At 69.1% G+C, this 16712-nt stretch carries 16 protein-coding genes and 1 pseudogene; 10 read left to right on the forward strand and 7 right to left on the reverse strand.

The window, feature by feature from the left end:
- Nucleotides 1–4 precede the first annotated feature (4 nt).
- Nucleotides 5–988, reverse strand: coding sequence for a CDF family Co(II)/Ni(II) efflux transporter DmeF (dmeF, locus tag K244_RS0100530; protein WP_020184281.1), 984 nt, complete (start codon nt 986–988; stop codon nt 5–7).
- 167 nt (nt 989–1155) lie between these two features.
- On the opposite strand from dmeF, the gene K244_RS0100535 reads away from it, so the two are divergent.
- The 6 genes from K244_RS0100535 (at nt 1156) to K244_RS0100560 (ending at nt 7805) form a co-directional block, all read left to right on the forward strand.
- Nucleotides 1156–2088 (forward strand): DMT family transporter, encoded by a 933-nt coding sequence (locus K244_RS0100535; protein WP_020184283.1) that lies wholly within the window; start codon nt 1156–1158, stop codon nt 2086–2088.
- Between the two features lie 114 nt (nt 2089–2202).
- A complete protein-coding gene (locus K244_RS0100540) occupies nt 2203–4842 on the forward strand; it encodes a hybrid sensor histidine kinase/response regulator (protein WP_020184284.1) in 2640 nt (879 codons plus the stop codon).
- Nucleotides 4839–5297: a chemotaxis protein CheW gene (locus K244_RS0100545; RefSeq protein WP_020184285.1), complete on the forward strand. Its 459-nt coding sequence runs from the start codon at nt 4839–4841 to the stop codon at nt 5295–5297. Before K244_RS0100540 ends, K244_RS0100545 begins: the two co-directional genes overlap by 4 nt.
- Before the next feature lie 22 nt (nt 5298–5319).
- Nucleotides 5320–5685, forward strand: coding sequence for a response regulator (locus tag K244_RS0100550; RefSeq protein ID WP_020184286.1), 366 nt, complete (start codon nt 5320–5322; stop codon nt 5683–5685).
- Between the two features lie 27 nt (nt 5686–5712).
- Nucleotides 5713–6876, forward strand: coding sequence for a chemotaxis response regulator protein-glutamate methylesterase (locus K244_RS0100555; protein WP_020184287.1), 1164 nt, complete (start codon nt 5713–5715; stop codon nt 6874–6876).
- Nucleotides 6873–7805, forward strand: a complete 933-nt coding sequence (locus K244_RS0100560; protein ID WP_020184288.1) for a protein-glutamate O-methyltransferase CheR — start codon at nt 6873–6875, stop codon at nt 7803–7805. The genes K244_RS0100555 and K244_RS0100560 overlap by 4 nt, the downstream gene beginning before the upstream one ends.
- A gap of 191 nt (nt 7806–7996) precedes the next feature.
- Here the strand turns inward: K244_RS0100560 and K244_RS0100565 are convergent, their stop codons facing one another.
- The gene (locus tag K244_RS0100565; RefSeq protein WP_020184289.1) at nt 7997–8698 is read right to left on the reverse strand and encodes a response regulator transcription factor; all 702 of its coding nucleotides are present in this window, start codon (nt 8696–8698) and stop codon (nt 7997–7999) included.
- Nucleotides 8699–9074: 376 nt separating this feature from the next.
- On the opposite strand from K244_RS0100565, the gene fliI reads away from it, so the two are divergent.
- Entirely contained in the window at nt 9075–10394 is a 1320-nt protein-coding gene (fliI, locus tag K244_RS0100570) for a flagellar protein export ATPase FliI (RefSeq protein ID WP_020184290.1), read from the forward strand.
- 30 nt (nt 10395–10424) lie between these two features.
- Nucleotides 10425–10841 carry a flagellar export protein FliJ gene (fliJ, locus tag K244_RS0100575; RefSeq protein WP_020184291.1) on the forward strand — a complete coding sequence of 139 codons (417 nt, stop codon included), beginning with the start codon at nt 10425–10427 and terminating at the stop codon, nt 10839–10841.
- Nucleotides 10842–10852: 11 nt separating this feature from the next.
- Here the strand turns inward: fliJ and K244_RS0100580 are convergent, their stop codons facing one another.
- A complete protein-coding gene (locus tag K244_RS0100580) occupies nt 10853–11290 on the reverse strand; it encodes a MarR family transcriptional regulator (RefSeq protein ID WP_020184292.1) in 438 nt (145 codons plus the stop codon).
- A gap of 161 nt (nt 11291–11451) precedes the next feature.
- Between K244_RS0100580 and K244_RS0100585 the strand changes: the two genes are divergently transcribed.
- Entirely contained in the window at nt 11452–11880 is a 429-nt protein-coding gene (locus K244_RS0100585) for an organic hydroperoxide resistance protein (protein ID WP_020184293.1), read from the forward strand.
- Between the two features lie 606 nt (nt 11881–12486).
- On the opposite strand, the pseudogene K244_RS24370 reads toward K244_RS0100585, so the two are convergent.
- From K244_RS24370 to K244_RS0100605, 4 genes and pseudogenes are all read right to left on the reverse strand, one after another.
- Nucleotides 12487–12819 (reverse strand): annotated as a pseudogene (locus K244_RS24370) (transglycosylase SLT domain-containing protein); the annotation flags it as partial.
- Between the two features lie 183 nt (nt 12820–13002).
- Nucleotides 13003–13974, reverse strand: a complete 972-nt coding sequence (locus tag K244_RS0100595) for a LysR family transcriptional regulator (protein ID WP_020184295.1) — start codon at nt 13972–13974, stop codon at nt 13003–13005.
- A gap of 229 nt (nt 13975–14203) precedes the next feature.
- A complete protein-coding gene (locus K244_RS0100600) occupies nt 14204–14803 on the reverse strand; it encodes a GNAT family N-acetyltransferase (protein WP_020184296.1) in 600 nt (199 codons plus the stop codon).
- Between the two features lie 32 nt (nt 14804–14835).
- A complete protein-coding gene (locus tag K244_RS0100605; RefSeq protein WP_020184297.1) occupies nt 14836–15615 on the reverse strand; it encodes a helix-turn-helix transcriptional regulator in 780 nt (259 codons plus the stop codon).
- Between the two features lie 67 nt (nt 15616–15682).
- Here K244_RS0100605 and K244_RS0100610 point away from each other — a divergent pair, with 67 nt between their 5' ends.
- A complete protein-coding gene (locus tag K244_RS0100610; RefSeq protein WP_020184298.1) occupies nt 15683–16684 on the forward strand; it encodes an MBL fold metallo-hydrolase in 1002 nt (333 codons plus the stop codon).
- The last annotated feature ends 28 nt before the right edge of the window (nt 16685–16712 follow it).

The raw sequence follows: 16712 nt of genomic DNA on the forward strand, positions 1-16712 counted from the left end.
CGCCTCACGCCGCGACCCTCGGATGGCCGCGGCATAGGTTCACCTCGACGGTGACGTGGCTCAGAGCCGCGAGGTCAGCGAGGCGGGCCTTGTAAGAGGCGGGCTCCTCGGGGCGGTGCGTCACCACCGCGACGATCGCCGCCATGTGGCCGGGCCCCACACGCCAGAGGTGAAGGTCCGACACGCGGACGTCGCCGGTTTCAAGACGTCCGCGGATGGTCTCCGCCAGATCGTCGTTCGAGGTCGCGTCCAGCAGCACCCGCCCGCTGTCGCGCGCGAGGCCGATCGACCAGACGGCGATCACCACGGCGCCGACGACGCCGATCGCCGGATCGACCCAGCTCCAACCGAAGCTCCAGCCGGCGAGCAGGCCCGCGATCGCGAGCACCGAGGTCAGCGCGTCCGCCAGCACATGGAGATAGGCGCCGCGCATGTTGTGGTCGGCGTGTCCGTCGTGCGTGTGACCGTGCCCATGGTCGTGGCGGCGATCGCCGTGGTCATGGCCGTGGCCGTGATCGTGGCCGTGGCCGAGCAGCAGCGCGCACGCGACGTTCACGGCGAGCCCCACCACCGCCACCACGCTCGCCTCGAGATAGGCGACGGGCTGGGGCGAGGCCAGGCGAAGCAACGATTCGTACCCGATCCCAAGGGCGACGACGCCCAGGATGATGGCGCTCGCGAACCCGGCAAGATCGCCGACCTTGCCCGCGCCGAACGCGAACCGCGGATCGGCCGCGTGGTTCGACGCGAAGCGATAGGCGAGCGCCGCCACGCCGATCGCGCCCGCGTGGGTCGCCATGTGCCAGCCGTCGGCGGTCAGAGCCATCGATCCGTAGGCCCAGCCAGCGACGATCTCGACCACCATCATCGTCGCGGTGACCGCGACCACCGCGACGGTTCGGCGCTCATTGCGGGCGTGATCCTGGCCCAGGAAGAGATGCTCGTGAACATGGACCGAAGCGATGCGGCCGTTCTCGGCGACGTGCATGGCGGTTCTCCTCCGACGCGCGGCGATTGATTGAGGTTGGCCCGACGCTCGTCTGCGTCAAGCCGGCCATCACGCATTGCGATGGCGAACATCACGGATCCGCGCTGTCGTCGCTGGGCGTTCCGGTCTAACCGGAACGCCCAGCGACCGCCGCCGAACGGATGCGCATGTCGAAAGTCATTGCCCAGACGGCCCCGCCGCCCGCGCCAAGCGCCCTCGGGCGCACCGACCTTGGCCTCTATGTGGTGCTCGTCACCGTGTGGGGGACGAGCTGGATCGCGCTGCATCACCAGCTCGGCGTCGTGGCGCCGGTCGTGTCGCTGGTCTGGCGCTTTGGGCTGTCCGCGCTGATCTGCGTCGCGATCGCCGCGGCGCGACGGGAACCGTTGCGGTTCCCCTTGCGGACGCACGCCAAGTTCGCGCTCGCGGGCCTGCTCATGTACTCGACGAACTTCCTGCTGTTTTACCACGCCGGCGCCCACGTCCCTTCGGGCCTGCTCGCAGTCGTCTTCGCGCTCGCCTCGCCGATCAACCTGGCGCTCGGCGCGCTGTTCTTCGGACGGGCCATCGAGATCCGGGTGCTTGCGGGCGCGGCGCTGGGCGTGGCGGGCGTGGGCCTGCTCTATCTGCCGCAGATCGCGTCAGCCGGCTTCGGGGCGGCCGCCCTCGGCGGGCTCGCGCTCTGCGTCGCCGGCACGCTCTGCTTCTGCCTCGGCAACATGATCTCGAGCGTGATTCAGCGCGAGGTCCCGGATCTCGCGGCGACCGCCTGGGGCATGATCTACGGGACGCTCTGGCTGCTGGTGGCGGCGCTGGCGTCCGGCGCGGCGTTTGATTTCGAGCCCACCTGGTCCTACGGCCTGTCGCTGCTGTGGCTCGCCGCCGGCTCGTCGGTCGCGGCCTTCCTGGCCTATCTCGCGTTGATCAAGCGAATCGGCCCTGCGCGCGCCGGGTTCGCGACGGTGCTGTTCCCGGTGGTCGCCCTCGCGATATCCAGCGTGTTCGAAACCTACGCCTGGACCGTGTCCGCCCTCGTCGGCGTCGCGCTCGTGGCGCTCGGAAACGTGGTCGTGCTCGGGCTCGCGCGGCGCCGAACTTAATCGGGCGATTACTCTAACGGGCGGGCAACCCGCAACCATCCGTTATGCTTTTTGCACGACACTCTTCGCTGTACCGAGAAGCGCCTGTTCGTTGCGTCTCCGGGGGAGGGGTGAATGGACGAGCTGCTGCGCGACTTTCTGACCGAAACTGCAGAAAACCTCGATTTCGTCGACGTCGAGCTTGTTCGTTTCGAACAGGAGCCGACCAACGCCAGCATCCTCGGAAACATCTTCCGGCTGGTGCACACGGTTAAGGGCACCTGCGGGTTCCTTGGACTGTCCCGGCTCGAAGCGCTGGCCCATGCCGCCGAGACGCTGATGGGCGAATTCCGGAACGGCGCCATGCCGACCCCGGACGCCGTCACGCTGATCCTCGCGGCGATCGACCGGATCAAGGAGATCCTCGCCGATCTCGAGCGCACCGGCGCCGAGCCCGACGGCGACGACCACGACATCATCCATGAGCTGGAGCGGAAGGCGGTCGAGGCCGCGAACCCGCCCGCGCCCAAGATCGACCCCACGCTTGGCCGCGAACTGCGCGTCGGCGAGGTTTCGCTCGACGAGCTGGAGCGCGCCTTCCGCGAAACCCCGGGTCCCGAGCTCGCCGCCAAGCCCGCTCCGGCGCCCGCGCCGATCGCCGAAGCGCCGGCGAAGACGGCGCCGGTCCTGAAGGCGATCGACGGCGGCGGCGACGACGCCCGCGCCGAGAGCGCGCTCGCCGGCCAGACGATCCGCGTCGGCGTCGACACCCTCGATCGCCTGATGACCATGGTCTCCGAGCTGGTGCTCACCCGCAACCAGCTCACCGACATCGTCCGCCGCCACGGCGAGAAGGATTTCGGCGCGTCGCTGCAGCGCCTGAGCCACGTCACCGCCCAGCTGCAGGAAGGGGTCATGAAGACCCGGATGCAGCCGATCGGCGCGGCGTGGCGCGCCATGCCGCGCATCGTGCGCGACCTCTCGTCCGATCTCGGGAAAAAGATCGAACTCGTCACCGAGGGCGCCGAGACCGAACTCGACCGCCAGGTGCTGGACCTCATCAAGGACCCGCTGACCCACATGGTGCGCAACTGCGCGGACCATGGGCTCGAGACGCCCGCCGAGCGCGTGGCCGCAGGCAAGCCAGAGACGGGGACGATCAAGCTCGCGGCCTATCATCAGGGCGGCCACATCATCGTGGAGATCGGCGACGACGGCCGCGGCCTCGACACCGACCGCATCCGGAAGAAGGCCATCGCGAACGGCCTCGCGACCGAGGCCGACGTCGAGAAGATGTCGGACGCCCAGGTCCACCGCTTCATCTTCGCCCCGGGCTTCTCGACCGCGGCGGCGATCACCAGCGTCTCCGGCCGCGGCGTCGGCATGGACGTGGTGCGCTCCAACATCGAGCTGATCGGCGGCGCCGTCGACCTGCGGTCGACGCAGGGCAAGGGCTCCGCGGTCATCATCCGTATCCCGCTGACCCTCGCCATCGTCTCCGCGCTGATGGTGACCTCCGCCGGCGAGACCTTTGCGATCCCGCAGGTGGCCGTCACCGAACTGGTGCGCGCCCGCCCTGGCAGCGAGCATCGCATCGAGCGGATCGGCGACGCATCGCTGCTGCGCCTGCGCGACCGCCTGCTGCCGCTGGTGCGGCTGCGCGGCCTGCTCGGCCTGGCGGCGGCCTCCGACGAAACCGCCGACGACGCCTTCGTCGTGATTTCGCAGGTGGGCGAGAACGTCTTCGGCATCGTGGTCGACGACGTGCTTCACACCGAGGAGATCGTGGTCAAGCCGATGGCCTCGCGGCTGAACCACATCAGCCTGTTCTCGGGCACCACCATCCTCGGGGACGGGTCGGTGATCCTGATCCTCGACCCGAACGGCCTCGCCTCCGCCGTCGGCCCCGCGGACGTGCACGAGAGCATGCACGCGAAAGAGCCCGCGGCCGTGGTCGACCAGGGCCTCGTCATGTCGCTGTTGCTGTTCCGGGCCGGGGGTATGGCGCCGAAGGCGGTGCCGCTCGCCCTCGTGACCCGCCTCGAGATGATCGACGCGTCCACCATCGAAGTCACCGACGGTCGGCCGATCGTGCAGTACCGCGGCGGCCTCATGCCGCTGATCCCGGTCGGCGACGGCATGATGTCGGGCGAGGGCCAGCAGGCGCTGCTGGTCTTCACCGACGAGGATCGCTCGGTCGGCCTCATGGTCGACGAGATTCTCGACATCGTCGAGCAGGCGGTCGAGATCAGCGCGGCGTCGATCGTGCCCGGCATCCTCGGCACTTCGGTGCTGGCGGGCAAGGCGACCGAGATCATCGACATCGCGCACTACCTCACGCTCGCTTTCGACGACTGGATGACCCGCAAGGAGCGTCCGCACGAGCGCAACACGCAGCCGAGCGTCCTGCTGGTCGACGACAGCGCGTTCTTCCTGAACATGCTGACGCCCGTGCTTTCGGCGGCGGGCTACCGCGTCGCCGCGGCGGGGAACGGCGCCGACGCGCTCGCGCTCGTCCAGCGCGGCCGCAGTTTCGACGCCGTGATCGCCGATCTCGACATGCCGGAGATGGACGGCTTCGCGCTTGCGGCGGCCCTCCGCGCCGAGCCCCACGCCGCCCACACGCCGCTGCTCGCGCTGACCTCGACCGGCTCCGTCGCCGAATACGAGAAGGCCGCGGCCGCCGGCTTCAGCGAGTGCGTGTCGAAGTTCGACCGGCCGACGCTGCTCGCCATTCTCGAAACCCTTGCTCCCCGCTGGAGGATCGCCGCGTGAGCGCCGCCATGGATGACGCCACCACCTACGTCACGGTGTCGATCGCCGACCAGATCTTCGGGATCGAGATCGGCCGCGTCCGCGAGGTGTTCACGCTCGAGAAGCTGACCACCGTGCCGCTGTCGCCTCCCGAGGTCGCCGGCGTGCTCAACCTGCGCGGCCGCATCGTGACCGCGATCGACATGCGCACCCGCCTCGGCCTGCCGCCGTGCGCGGATCTGTCGAAGGCGATGGCGGTCGGCATCGAGCACAAGGGCGAGGCGCTCGCGCTGATCGTCGATCGCGTCGGCGACGTGATGCCGCTCGCCGAAGCCAAGCGCGAGACCACGCCGGTGACCCTCGACCCGCGTTGGGCCAGCGTGGCGGAGGGCGTCCATCGCCTCGACGGGGGCCTGCTCCTGATCCTCGACGTGGACCACGCGCTCGAACCGTCCATCTCGGCTCTGGCCGCCTGAGCTAACTGCAGGACACAATTCCATGAAACACTGTCTCGTCGTCGACGACTCAAGCGTGATCCGAAAGGTCGCCCGGCGCATCCTCGAGGGCTTCGACCTCAAGATCTCCGAGGCCGAGAACGGCCAGAGCGCGCTCGCGCTCTGCAAGCAGGCGATGCCGGACGGCATCCTGCTCGACTGGAACATGCCCGTCATGGACGGCTACGAGTTTCTGGTCGAGCTGCGCTCGCTGCCCGGGGGGGACGCGCCGAAGGTGGTGTTCTGCACCACCGAGAACGACGTCTCCTACATCACCCGGGCGCTCCGCGCGGGCGCGGACGAGTACGTCATGAAGCCGTTCGACAAGGACATCATCGGCTCCAAGTTCGCCGAAGTCGGCCTGCTCTGAACCGACACCGAGCATAGCAGGCCCAGCATGATTACCGCCGCCGCCGTCGCACCCGCCGAGAAGGTGCGCGTCATGATCGTGGACGACAGCGCGGTTGTCCGCGGCCTCGTCACGCGCTGGCTTGGCGAACAGCCGGGCTTCGACGTCGTGGCCTCCTGCCGGACGGGACGCTCGGCGCTCGCCGAGCTGGCGACTGCGGCACCGCATGTCGTGGTGCTCGACATCGAGATGCCCGACATGGACGGGCTCACCGCGCTGCCGCTGTTGCTGAAGGCGAAGCCGGACCTGGCCATCGTGATGGCGTCGACGCTGACCCGCCGTAACGCCGACGTCTCGCTGCGCTGTCTCGCTCTCGGCGCGGCCGATTTTCTGGCGAAGCCCGGCGCCGCGATCGCGCAGGACGACTACCGCCGCGACCTCGTCGCGAAGATCAAGGTGCTCGGCGAGATCGCCCGCCGCCGTTCGGCGCCGCGGGCGGCCGACCCCCGCGCGGCCGCGCTCCACACCATCGCCCAGGCCGCGAGCGGCCGGTTCCTGCGGCCCGGGCCGACGCCGCCCGGTGCGGCCGCTCCCGGCATCACGCTGAAGCCGTTCTCCTCCGCGCCGGTGCGCGCGCTTGCGATCGGCTCCTCCACCGGCGGGCCGACGGCGCTCGCCGCGGTGCTGAAGGCGATCGGCGTCGACGCGCTCTCGCGGGTGCCGATCCTCATCACCCAGCACATGCCGGCGACGTTCACGGCGGCGCTCGCCGAACATCTCGGCGCCGTCTCCGGTCGCCCCGCGCGCGAAGCGACCCACGGCGAGCCGATCGAGCGCGGCGTGATCTACGTGGCGCCCGGCGGGAAGCACTTCTCGCTGGTCCAGTCGGGCGCGGCGCTGCAGGCCTCCATCGACAACGGGCCGCCGGAGAACTTCTGCAAGCCGTCGGTCGAGCCGATGTTCCGCAGCGCCAGCAAGGTCTACGGCTCGTCGCTTCTCGCGGTCGTGCTCACCGGCATGGGCGCCGACGGCGCGGCGGGCGTGCGGATGATCTCAGGCGTCGGCGGGTCCGTGATGGCCCAGGACGAAGCCACCAGCGTCGTCTGGGGCATGCCCGGCGCCGCCGCGGCCACCGGGTGCTGCTCGGCGGTGCTCCCTCTGCCCCAGATCGGTCCAAAGATCGTTCGCCTGCTTTCAGGAGACCGCGCGTGACGCCGGCCGATCTCACCTTCCTCGCCCGCTTCCTGAAAGAACGCTCCGGCCTGATCATCGGGGAGGACAAGCGTTACCTCGTCGACAGCCGATTGGGGCCCGTCGCCCGCAAGGCGGGCATCGCGTCGATCGGCGAGCTCATCGGCAAGCTGATGCGCGGCGGCGACACCGCTCTCGCGCAGTCGGTCGTCGAAGCCATGACCACGAACGAATCGTTCTTCTTCCGCGACGGGACGCCCTTCACCCAGTTCACGGACGTGGTGCTTCCGCAGCTGATCGCCGCACGCGCGACGCAGCGGAAGATCCGGATCTGGTGCGCCGCGTGCTCGACCGGCCAGGAGCCGTACTCGCTTGCCATGCTGCTCGAGCAGAAGGCGGCGCAGCTCGCGGGTTGGACGGTGGAGATCGTCGCGACCGACCTCGCGTCCGACATCCTCGAACGCGCCCGCAACGGCCTCTTCACCCAGTTCGAGGTGCAGCGCGGACTGCCGGTGCGGATGCTCGTCGATTACTTCACGCAGGAAGGCGACCAGTGGCGGATCTCGCCGAAGCTGCGGAACCGGATCCAGTTCCGCACGCTGAACCTGCTGCGCGATTTCTCGCCGCTGGGCGCGTTCGACGTCGTCTTCTGCCGCAACGTGCTGATCTATTTCGACGAAGCGACCAAGAACGACGTGGTCCGCCGCATCGCGAAGCAGATGCCCGCGGACGGCTATCTCGTGCTGGGGGCGGCCGAGACGGTGATGGGCGCGACCGCGCCCGTCCGAAGCCACCCGAACCACCGCGGCCTGTTCATGCGGACCGACGCTCCCGCCGCCGCCGCTCCCGCGGCCCGCCCGGCCTTCGGGAACGCCCCCGCCCAAGGCGCGACGCCGGCGACGCCGCCCGCCCCGTCGCTGCAGTCCAAGATCGCCGCGTTCCGCCGTTGAGGCTTGGCTGAGCGCGCTTGGGACACATGTCAAAGCCCGCTTCGCGCGGGCTTTTTCGCGTCGTGTAGACATCGACGTCGCCGGAGCCTGAAAGCTTTGCCCCGCGACGTGCGACCCCGCTTGAAACGCGGAAAGCCCCGCGCTTGCGGCGCAGGGCTTTCGACGGATCAAAGCGACCAAGTTCAGAAGCGTCAGGCGATCGCGCGGGCTTCGTCTTCGTTGGGCTCGCGCAGCACGTAGCCGCGGCCCCAAACCGTCTCGATGTAGTTCTTGCCGTTGGTGGCGTTCGCGAGCTTCTTCCGGAGTTTGCAGATGAAGACGTCGATGATCTTCAGCTCCGGCTCGTCCATGCCGCCGTAGAGATGGTTCAGGAACATCTCCTTGGTGAGCGTCGAGCCCTTACGCAGGCTCAAGAGCTCCAGCATCTGGTATTCCTTGCCCGTCAGATGGACCCGGGCGCCGCCGACTTCGACCGTTTTGGTGTCGAGGTTGACGATAAGGTCCCCGGTCGTGATGACGGACTGGGCGTGACCCTTCGAGCGACGGACGATCGCGTGAATGCGCGCGACCATTTCGTCCTTGTGGAAGGGCTTCGTCATGTAGTCGTCGGCGCCGACGCCAAGGCCGCGGACCTTGTCCTCGATCCCGGCGAGGCCGGAAAGGATCAGGATCGGCGTCTTGATCTTCGCGACCCGGAGCGCCCGGAGAACCTCATACCCCGACATGTCGGGCAGGTTCAGGTCAAGAAGAATGATATCGTAATCGTAGAGCTTGCCGAGGTCGATACCCTCTTCGCCAAGCTCCGTCGTGTAGACGTTAAAGTTCTCTGACTTGAGCATCAACTCGATGCTCTGCGCCGTGGCGCTATCGTCTTCAATCAGAAGAACGCGCATGCGACTCCTCCACCGATGCCCGCATGGCCTGCCCCGGAGTACCCGGCGCCCGGCACGGTGAACCGATCGTTTCCAGTCCGATTCAAGCTTAACGACTAATAGTTAACAGATGGTGATTCTGCGCCGCAAGCTCGTTCTCAAAACTCTCGTGAATCGCCTTAAATTGCTCAGATTCCTGAGAAAAAATTGGCGTAGAGAGTTCAGTTCAAAACTTAAGAAACGAGGCTAACCGACTCTTCCGACTCGAACATTCGAGGGGGCGTTACGGTTTCTCGGGTCTTAAGCGTTGAGGCCATGATTGGGCGTGGCGGTAAACGAACCGTTACGGTTGAGCGTCGGCGGTCATGATTCGCTAGGAATGTTTGGAGACGAGCGAATGCGGGGGCTCGTGGAGGCGGTCGAGGCGGTGCCGGACCGTGAGGTCTATGGCCGCGTCGTGGGCGTTCGGGGCCTGCTGGTCGAGGTGGCCGGGCCTCTGGGCGCGATGGCGATCGGCGGCCGGGTTTCGATCGAAGCCGCGGGCGGGCGCGAGACGCCTTGCGAGGTCGTGGGTTTTCAGGGCGACCGCGCCCTGCTGATGCCCTTCGCGCCGCTTGAGGGCGTGCGCCGCGGCTGCCGGGCGATCGTCGGCGCGGCGGAACCCGGCGTACGGCCCAGCCGCGCCTGGCTCGGCCGGGTGGTCGACGCCATGGGCGACCCGATCGACGGCAAGGGGCCGCCGAAGGAAGGGCCGCTGCTTTATCCCTTCCGCCGGTCGCCGCCGCCGGCCCACGCCCGCAAGCGGCTCGGAGGGCCGCTCGACCTCGGCGTGCGCGCGCTCAACACCTTCGTGACCTGCTGCGCCGGCCAGCGCATCGGCATCTTCGCCGGCTCCGGCGTCGGCAAGTCGGTGCTGCTCGCCATGCTCGCCCGCAACACCGCCTGCGACGTCGCCGTGATCGGCCTCGTCGGCGAACGCGGCCGCGAGGTGCAGGAGTTCCTGCAGGACGACCTCGGCGAGGCGGGCCTCGCCCGCTCCGTGGTCGTGGTCGCGACCTCCGACGAGCCCGCCCTCAAGCGCCGGCAGGCGGCCTATCTGACGCTCGCGCTGGCCGAGGCTTTCAGGGACGAGGGCGCCTCGGTGCTCTGCATGATGGATTCGGTCACGCGCTTCGCCATGGCGCAGCGCGAGATCGGCCTTTCCACCGGCGAGCCGCCGACCGCGAAGGGCTACACGCCGACCGTGTTCGCCGAACTGCCCCGGCTGCTGGAGCGGGCGGGGCCTGGCGTGGGCGCCGGAACGGTCACCGGCATCTTCACGGTGCTGGTCGACGGCGACGACCACAACGAGCCGGTGGCGGACGCCGTGCGCGGCATTCTCGACGGGCACATCGTGATGGAGCGCTCAATCGCCGAACGGGGCCGGTATCCTGCGATCAACATCCTGAAGTCCGTGTCGCGGACCATGCCGAAATCCACGCCGGAAGAGCGCCGGCCGCTGATCTCGAAGGCCCGCCGGACGATGGCGACCTACGCCGACATGGAGGAACTGATCCGGCTCGGGGCCTATCGTCCTGGTTCGAGCCCCGAGGTGGACGAAGCCATCGCTTTAAACGGGCCGATCGAACGCTTTTTGGGTCAGGGTAAGGAAGAAGCAACGCGTCTCGGAGAAGGCTACGCTCAACTCGCTTCGATCTTAGGCGTTTCGGAAACCTGACGCTAACCCGCGTGTGCGTTCATGGCTGACATGAAATCCAGAGACACCCTGCTGAAACTCAAGCGCTTCCAGGTCGACGACAAACGTCGCCAGGTCGCCCAGATCGAGACCATGATCGCCGAATTCGAGCGCATGGCCGCCGATCTCGATCGCGAAATCCTTGCGGAGCAGGACAAGGCGGGCATCCACGACGTCGCCCACTACGCCTATCCGACCTACGCCAAGGCCGCGAAGGTGCGCCGCGACAATCTCGCGCGGTCCGCCGACGAACTTCGAGGGCAGCTCGCCGACGCGCAGGCCGCGCTGGCGGAAGCGTTCGAGGAGCTCAAGAAGATCGAGATCCTCGAGGAGCGCGACGGCGTGCGGGAGCGTCTCGCCGAGGCCGCCCGCGACCAGGCCGAAATGGACCGCATCGGTCTCGGGCGTAGCGAACTCCGCGCCGGCTGATCTTCGGCGCCTCAGCGCTCGTTCAACGCGTCCCTGAGGCGCGCGATCTCCGCGCGGAGCCGCGCGACGTCCTCGGGGTTCGTCGCCGCGAACGCGCCTGCGATCGTCTGCGGGACCTCTTTGGCGCGCTCCTTCAGCGCGCGCCCCGACTCCGTCAGCTGAATGCGCACCTGCCGCTCGTCCGCTGGATCGCGCCGGCGCGTGACGAAGCCCGCGCCCTCCAGACGTTTCAACAGCGGCGTCAGCGTGTTCGATTCCAGGAACAGCCGATCGCCGAGCTCGCCGACGGTGACGTCGTCCTTCGTCCAAAGCGCGACCATCGTCACGTACTGCGGATAAGTGAGCCCCAGAGCGTCGAGCGCCGGCTTGTAGGCGCGGTTGAACGCGCCGTTCGCGGAGTAGATCGCGAAACAGACGAAAGCGTCGAGATCGAGCGGGACGTTGGCCATCACTCCAACATGGCGCCGGGATATCGATCGCGCACGATCTAATTGCCGCGATTTCGCATTCCAGCTGGCATCAAAAATCATATCGCCACCGATTTAATCGCATGCGATATAAATGGCGTCGGCAATTTCGGTCGAGCCGGCGACAGCTAGAGGAGCGAGACATGAAGACCATCTATTCCACCCAGGCCCAGGCCACCGGCGGTGGCCGCGAAGGCAAGTCCGCGACGCTCGACGGCAATCTGGCCGTGACGCTGAGCACGCCCAAGCAGATGGGCGGCGCGGGCGGGGAGGGCACCAATCCCGAGCAGCTCTTCGCGGTCGGCTACGCCGCCTGCTTCCTCGGCGCGGTGCGCTTCGTCGGCGGCCGTGAGAAAGTGGCGGTCCCCGCGGACGCGTCAGTGACGTCGACCGTCGGCTTCGGTCCGCGCGACGACGGCAAGGGGTTCGGCATCGAAGTCGCGCTGGAGATCGCTCTGCCGGGTCTGGAGCAGGCCGCCGCGGAAGATCTCGTCCAGAAGGCGCACGTGGTCTGCCCCTATTCCGAGGCGACCCGCGGCAATCTCGACGTCAAGCTGACCGTGAAGGTCTGAGCCGAGCGGCTACTTCGGCCCGCGGTAGCGGCGCGGCTCCGGCCGCGCTGCGGCCGCAGGGGCGGGGTTGACCGAACCGGTGGCGGTCGAGGGCTCGCGCATCGGCGGCAAAGGCACACCGGGTTGCGCCAGAGAGGCCGTCTGCAGAACGGGAGCCGCGGCGACGCTCGCCGCTGGCGTTTTCGCCGAAGCTGCGGCCGCAGTCGCGACCGCGGGCCCGGGGCGGCCCACAGGCGGAAGCGGGATGAGGGCCGGCATGGGGCGCGAAGGCCCGCGCATCTCCACCAGCGCGGCGGGAGCGCCCAGCGCGCGGGCTTCGGCGAAGGCCTGGGCGTCGCGCACAGACGCCGCGGGAGCGGCCGACGCCACGCGACCGAAGCCCCCGACCGCATCCCCCGCCGCGGCGATGCGGGCGTTAACGGCGGCGCCGTCCGCCTGCGGCCTTGCCGGAGCCGCCGTGGGCGCGGCGGACGTCGCCGCGACCGGCGTCATGGCGGCGAGGACAGGCTGGGCGTTGGTCGCGATCACGCGCGTCGGGGCGGCGGGCGCGCTCGTCGCAGCCGGCGTGGCCGAAGCGACGGTCGGGAAGGGCTTCGCGTTCCGGCCGAGGCCGATCTGCGCGAGCAGTCCCTGGCGCTTGGCGTCGTAATAGTACCCGCTGGCGTAGAAGCGCACCGCGCGGTTGTGGTCGCCGCGGGCCACCTTGTAGGCGCCGGCGAGGTAGCGGATGCCGTAGGTCAGGTTGGTCTCGGCGTCCAGCAGGCCCTGTGGCGAGCCGTGATAGCCCATCGCCCTGGCCGTCTGGTGCTTGATCTGCATGAGGCCGTAATGGCCGCGGTTGTAGGCCGCGGGATTGTACTTGCTTTCGCGGACGACGACCCGGCGTACGAGCTCCTCGGGAACGCCGTTCGCCGCGGCGTGGCGCGCAATCATCGAGTCGAAGGCGACCGGCGCGCCGCGCTCGGCGGCGATCGCGCCCGGCGCGCACAGGGCGACCAGCGCCAGTCCCGCAAAAGCCGATTTCACATTCCTGTCCCCGCGCCGCCGCAGAAGCCTCTTTGGTGACCTTCAAATGCGGCCGAACCGTGACTCGTCCAAAGTTGCGCCATATTCGGAGGCGGCTCAGACACTTAGGAAATCATCCTCGCGATTCAGCCACAAGTTGAGGCTGGGCGGATGGACGTCCATGAGCTTGCGGATCGTGCTCCGAAGCCAGAGGTGGCCAGGATCGCGGTCGAACGACGAGTGCCACAGCATCGACACCTGGACGTCCGGCAGGATCACCGGCGCGGGGCTGACGGCGAGCTCGAGCGCCTCGGCGAAGAAGCGCGCGACCTTGGAATGCATGGTCGCAATGACCGGCGCCTGCTTCACCACGAAGGGCACCGCGGTGAAGCGCGGCGAGGTCAGCGCGATCGTGCGCGCGCGGCCGATCTTGGCGAGCGCGTCGTCCACCACCCCGTGAGCGCTCTCGACCAGGCTGGTGAGCACGTGCGGCAGGCGGACGTAATCCTCTATCGTGATCGGCGGCTCGACGCCGACGAGCGCGGCGTTGAAGATGCAGAGATAGCTCTCCTTGTGGAGCAGCCGGCGTTTGTGGTGGGTCTGGCCTTCCTCGAACAGCCCGATCCCGAGCTCGATGCGGCCGTCATCGACGTCCTGAAGGATGCGAAGGCGGTCGATCGACCGCAACAGCAGCTTCACGCCGGGGGCCGTCTTCTGCAGATGGGCCATCAGGGCCGGAACCAGCAGCACCTCGGTGCTGTCCGGCATGCCGATGACGAAGGTGCGGTCCGACGTGGCGGGATCGAAGGCGTCGTCCCGCAGCGTTAGTTCGGCGATCTGCGCGAGCGCGCCCCGCACCGGCAGGATCAACGCCGTCGCCCGCGGCGTCGGCCGCATGCCGTCGGGGCCGCGCGTCAGGAGCTCGTCGCCGAACATGGTGCGCAGCCGCGCGAGCGCGTGGCTCATCGCCGACTGGCCGAGCCCGACGCGCGTCGCCGCCCGCGTCACGCTGCGCTCCGTCATCAGGGCGTCGAACGCGACGAGAAGATTCAGATCGAGTTTGGACAGGTTGACGTGGTCGAGGCTCAACGGCGGACCCGATCGGCTGGCGTCACGACGCCGCGACCATAAGGCAGCGGCGGCCAGCTCGCCATGACGCCGGATGGAAGGAAACGGACGCCCCGCCGGGGGCAGACGGGACGCCCGCCGTCAAGACGGCCTTGTCGGCCGTCGACCGCCCCGCACCAAGGCGCGAGACCGCAGACATACGCAAGGGCGGCGGGAGCGGTTCACCGCGGCGATCGGCGAATGACGAGGCTCAGCCGTGAAGCGGGACATGCGGCGCGGCGTGGCGCGGCAGCAACCCGGTGAGCCGGGGATCGTCGCTGATCTCGATCTTCTGGGCGTAGGCGCGAAACCCCATGCGATCGTAGAAGGCGAGGGCGCCGGGGGCGTCGAGGTTGCAGGTGTGCAGCCAGACGCGGTCGACGCCCGGCCGAAACGCCGCGATGAGCGCCGCGCACATCAGCGCCCGGCCAAGCCCCACCCCGCCGGCCTCTTTGACCAGGCCGAAATAGACGATCTCGACCGACGCCTCGGACGGTGGCTCCAGTTCGGCGAACCCGACTTCCTTTTGCCCGCGCGTCACCAGCAGGAGCCGGCGCTCCGGCTGGTCGAGAAGCTCCTGAAGCGCCGCGTCCGTGAGCCGAAGGCGGTCCGACCACAACCAGTCGTCGCCCACGCGGCGGAAGAGAGCGCGGTACCAGTCCGCTCGGGGACGTTCGACCGCCGAGATCGCCACGTCCGCGGGCAGCGCCGCCGGCGGCTCGGCGACAGGGGCGGTCCGCTCGAGGTAGGTGACGATCGCGGGAAGCCGACCGAAAGGGATGTCGTAGAGGCCGTTCGTGAGCGCGTTCATGCCGCTCGCCTTGGACGGCGGAGCGCAGGGCGTCAAGAGCCGCGCGGCTTCGTCAGGCTGACGGAAGCCGGAGCGCCGAACGTCGCGCGGAAGTCGTGGGCGAAGTGCGCCTGATCGGCGAAGCCTGCGGCGTGGGCGGCGGTGGTGAAGTTCGCGCCCGTCACGATCTCCGCGATCGCCCGCCGCATGCGCGTCCAGCTGCGGTAGCGGCGGAGCGGGACGCCGATCTCCGCCTTGAAGAGATGCTGAAGCCGCGACGGCGACAGCCGGGCGGCGCGCGCGACCGCTCCCAGCGTGGGCGCCTCCTCCGCGGCGAGCGCGGCGACGGCCGCGGCGACACGGGGATCGACCTCCCGACGCGCATGGCCGCGACCAAACCCCAGCAGATCGTCGAGCGCCTCGGCCGCCCAGGCGACGCTGTCGGCGCGCTCGTAAAGCGCGCGGGCGAGCGACGTTGTCGTGGAGCGCCCCACGACCGCGCCGTCCCGCTCTTCGGCGTCCGTCACGAGGCTCGCGAGAGTGGTCGGGCCGCCGGCGTCCGGCTCGGCGTACAGCACCATGACCGGTTCGCCGTCGAGCCGCAGCTCGTGGCTGAGCCCGGCGGGGACCATGGCGGAGCCGCAGGCGAGCCAGGCGCCGCCCTTGAGGCGCAGGCCGAAGGGGCCGCCGAGGCTCGACAGGAACACCGGCGCGCCGTGCTGGTGGGCGGCATTGTAGACCAGAGGCCCGACGAACAGCGTCCGCCCGGCGTCGAGCCGCCACAGCGGCCCGAGCCCGCCGCCTGAAGGCGCGCCGGCAGCAGGTTCGTACAAGCGCGCGTCCTCCCGACGGCCGTATCACTCGGCCTTGTCCGCAATCACCATCGAGCCGGGGCGCGCCATGTTCAAGCCAGTCGAAGGCATCACCCGCCGCCGCGCCCTCGGGGCGGCCGGCGGCCTCCTCGCCATGCCCGCCCTGCTGCGCGCCGGGCCGGCGGAGGCGGCCCCGCCGCGCCTCGGATCGAGCGAGCCGCCGTTCCGCCGCTTCCGGCTCGGCGATTTCGAGATCACGGTCGTCTCCGACGGAGCCGCCATGGTCGACGGCCCCTGGCCGATCGTCGGCGAGGACCGTCCGCGGGAGGAGGTCGAAGCGCTGATGCGCGCCAACCTTCTGCCCCCAAGCCGGTTCCAGCCGGGCTTCAGCCCGATCGTCGTCAACACCGGCCAGGAGCTGGTCCTGATCGACACGGGCAACGGCTCCGAAGGCTTCATTCCCCGTCCCGCCGGGGGCCGTCTGGTCGAGAATCTGAAGGCGGCCGGTTTCGCGCCGGAGGACATCGACGTGGTCGCGCTGACGCACTGCCACGTGGACCATATCGGCGGGCTGACGGACGGCGGCCGCGCGACGTTTCCAAAGGCGCGCTACGTCGTCGGCGCGCTCGAATATGATTTCTGGACCAAGGACGATCGGCTGAAGGCGTCCGAAGGCGGGAACGAGCTGAAGTCGGCGAAGCTGTTCCGCAAGACGATGCCGCCGCTCGCTGCGCGCACGACCTTCCTCAAGCCCGGCGACGACGTGGTCGGCGGCGTCACCGCGGTCCCAGCCTACGGCCACACCCCGGGCCACTTCGCCTACCATCTCGAAAGCGGCGGCAAACGCCTTCTCGCCTGGGGCGACTGCGCCCACCACGAGGTCGCTTCGCTCGCCCATCCGGAGTGGAGCGCGCTGTTCGACATGGACAAGGAGCAGGGCAAGGCGACCCGCGCGCGGGTCTACGACATGGCGGCGACGGAGAAACTGCCCGTGCTCGGCTACCACACCTCGTTCCCGTCGCTCGGGTTCGTCGAACGCGCAGGGACGACCTACCGCTGGCTTCCCGTCACCTACCAGTTCGCGGAGTGATCACGCCCGGCGGTTGACGGGACGCCTG

The organism is Methylopila sp. 73B (genome assembly GCF_000526315.1).
Taxonomy (GTDB): Bacteria; Pseudomonadota; Alphaproteobacteria; order Rhizobiales; family Methylopilaceae; genus Methylopila.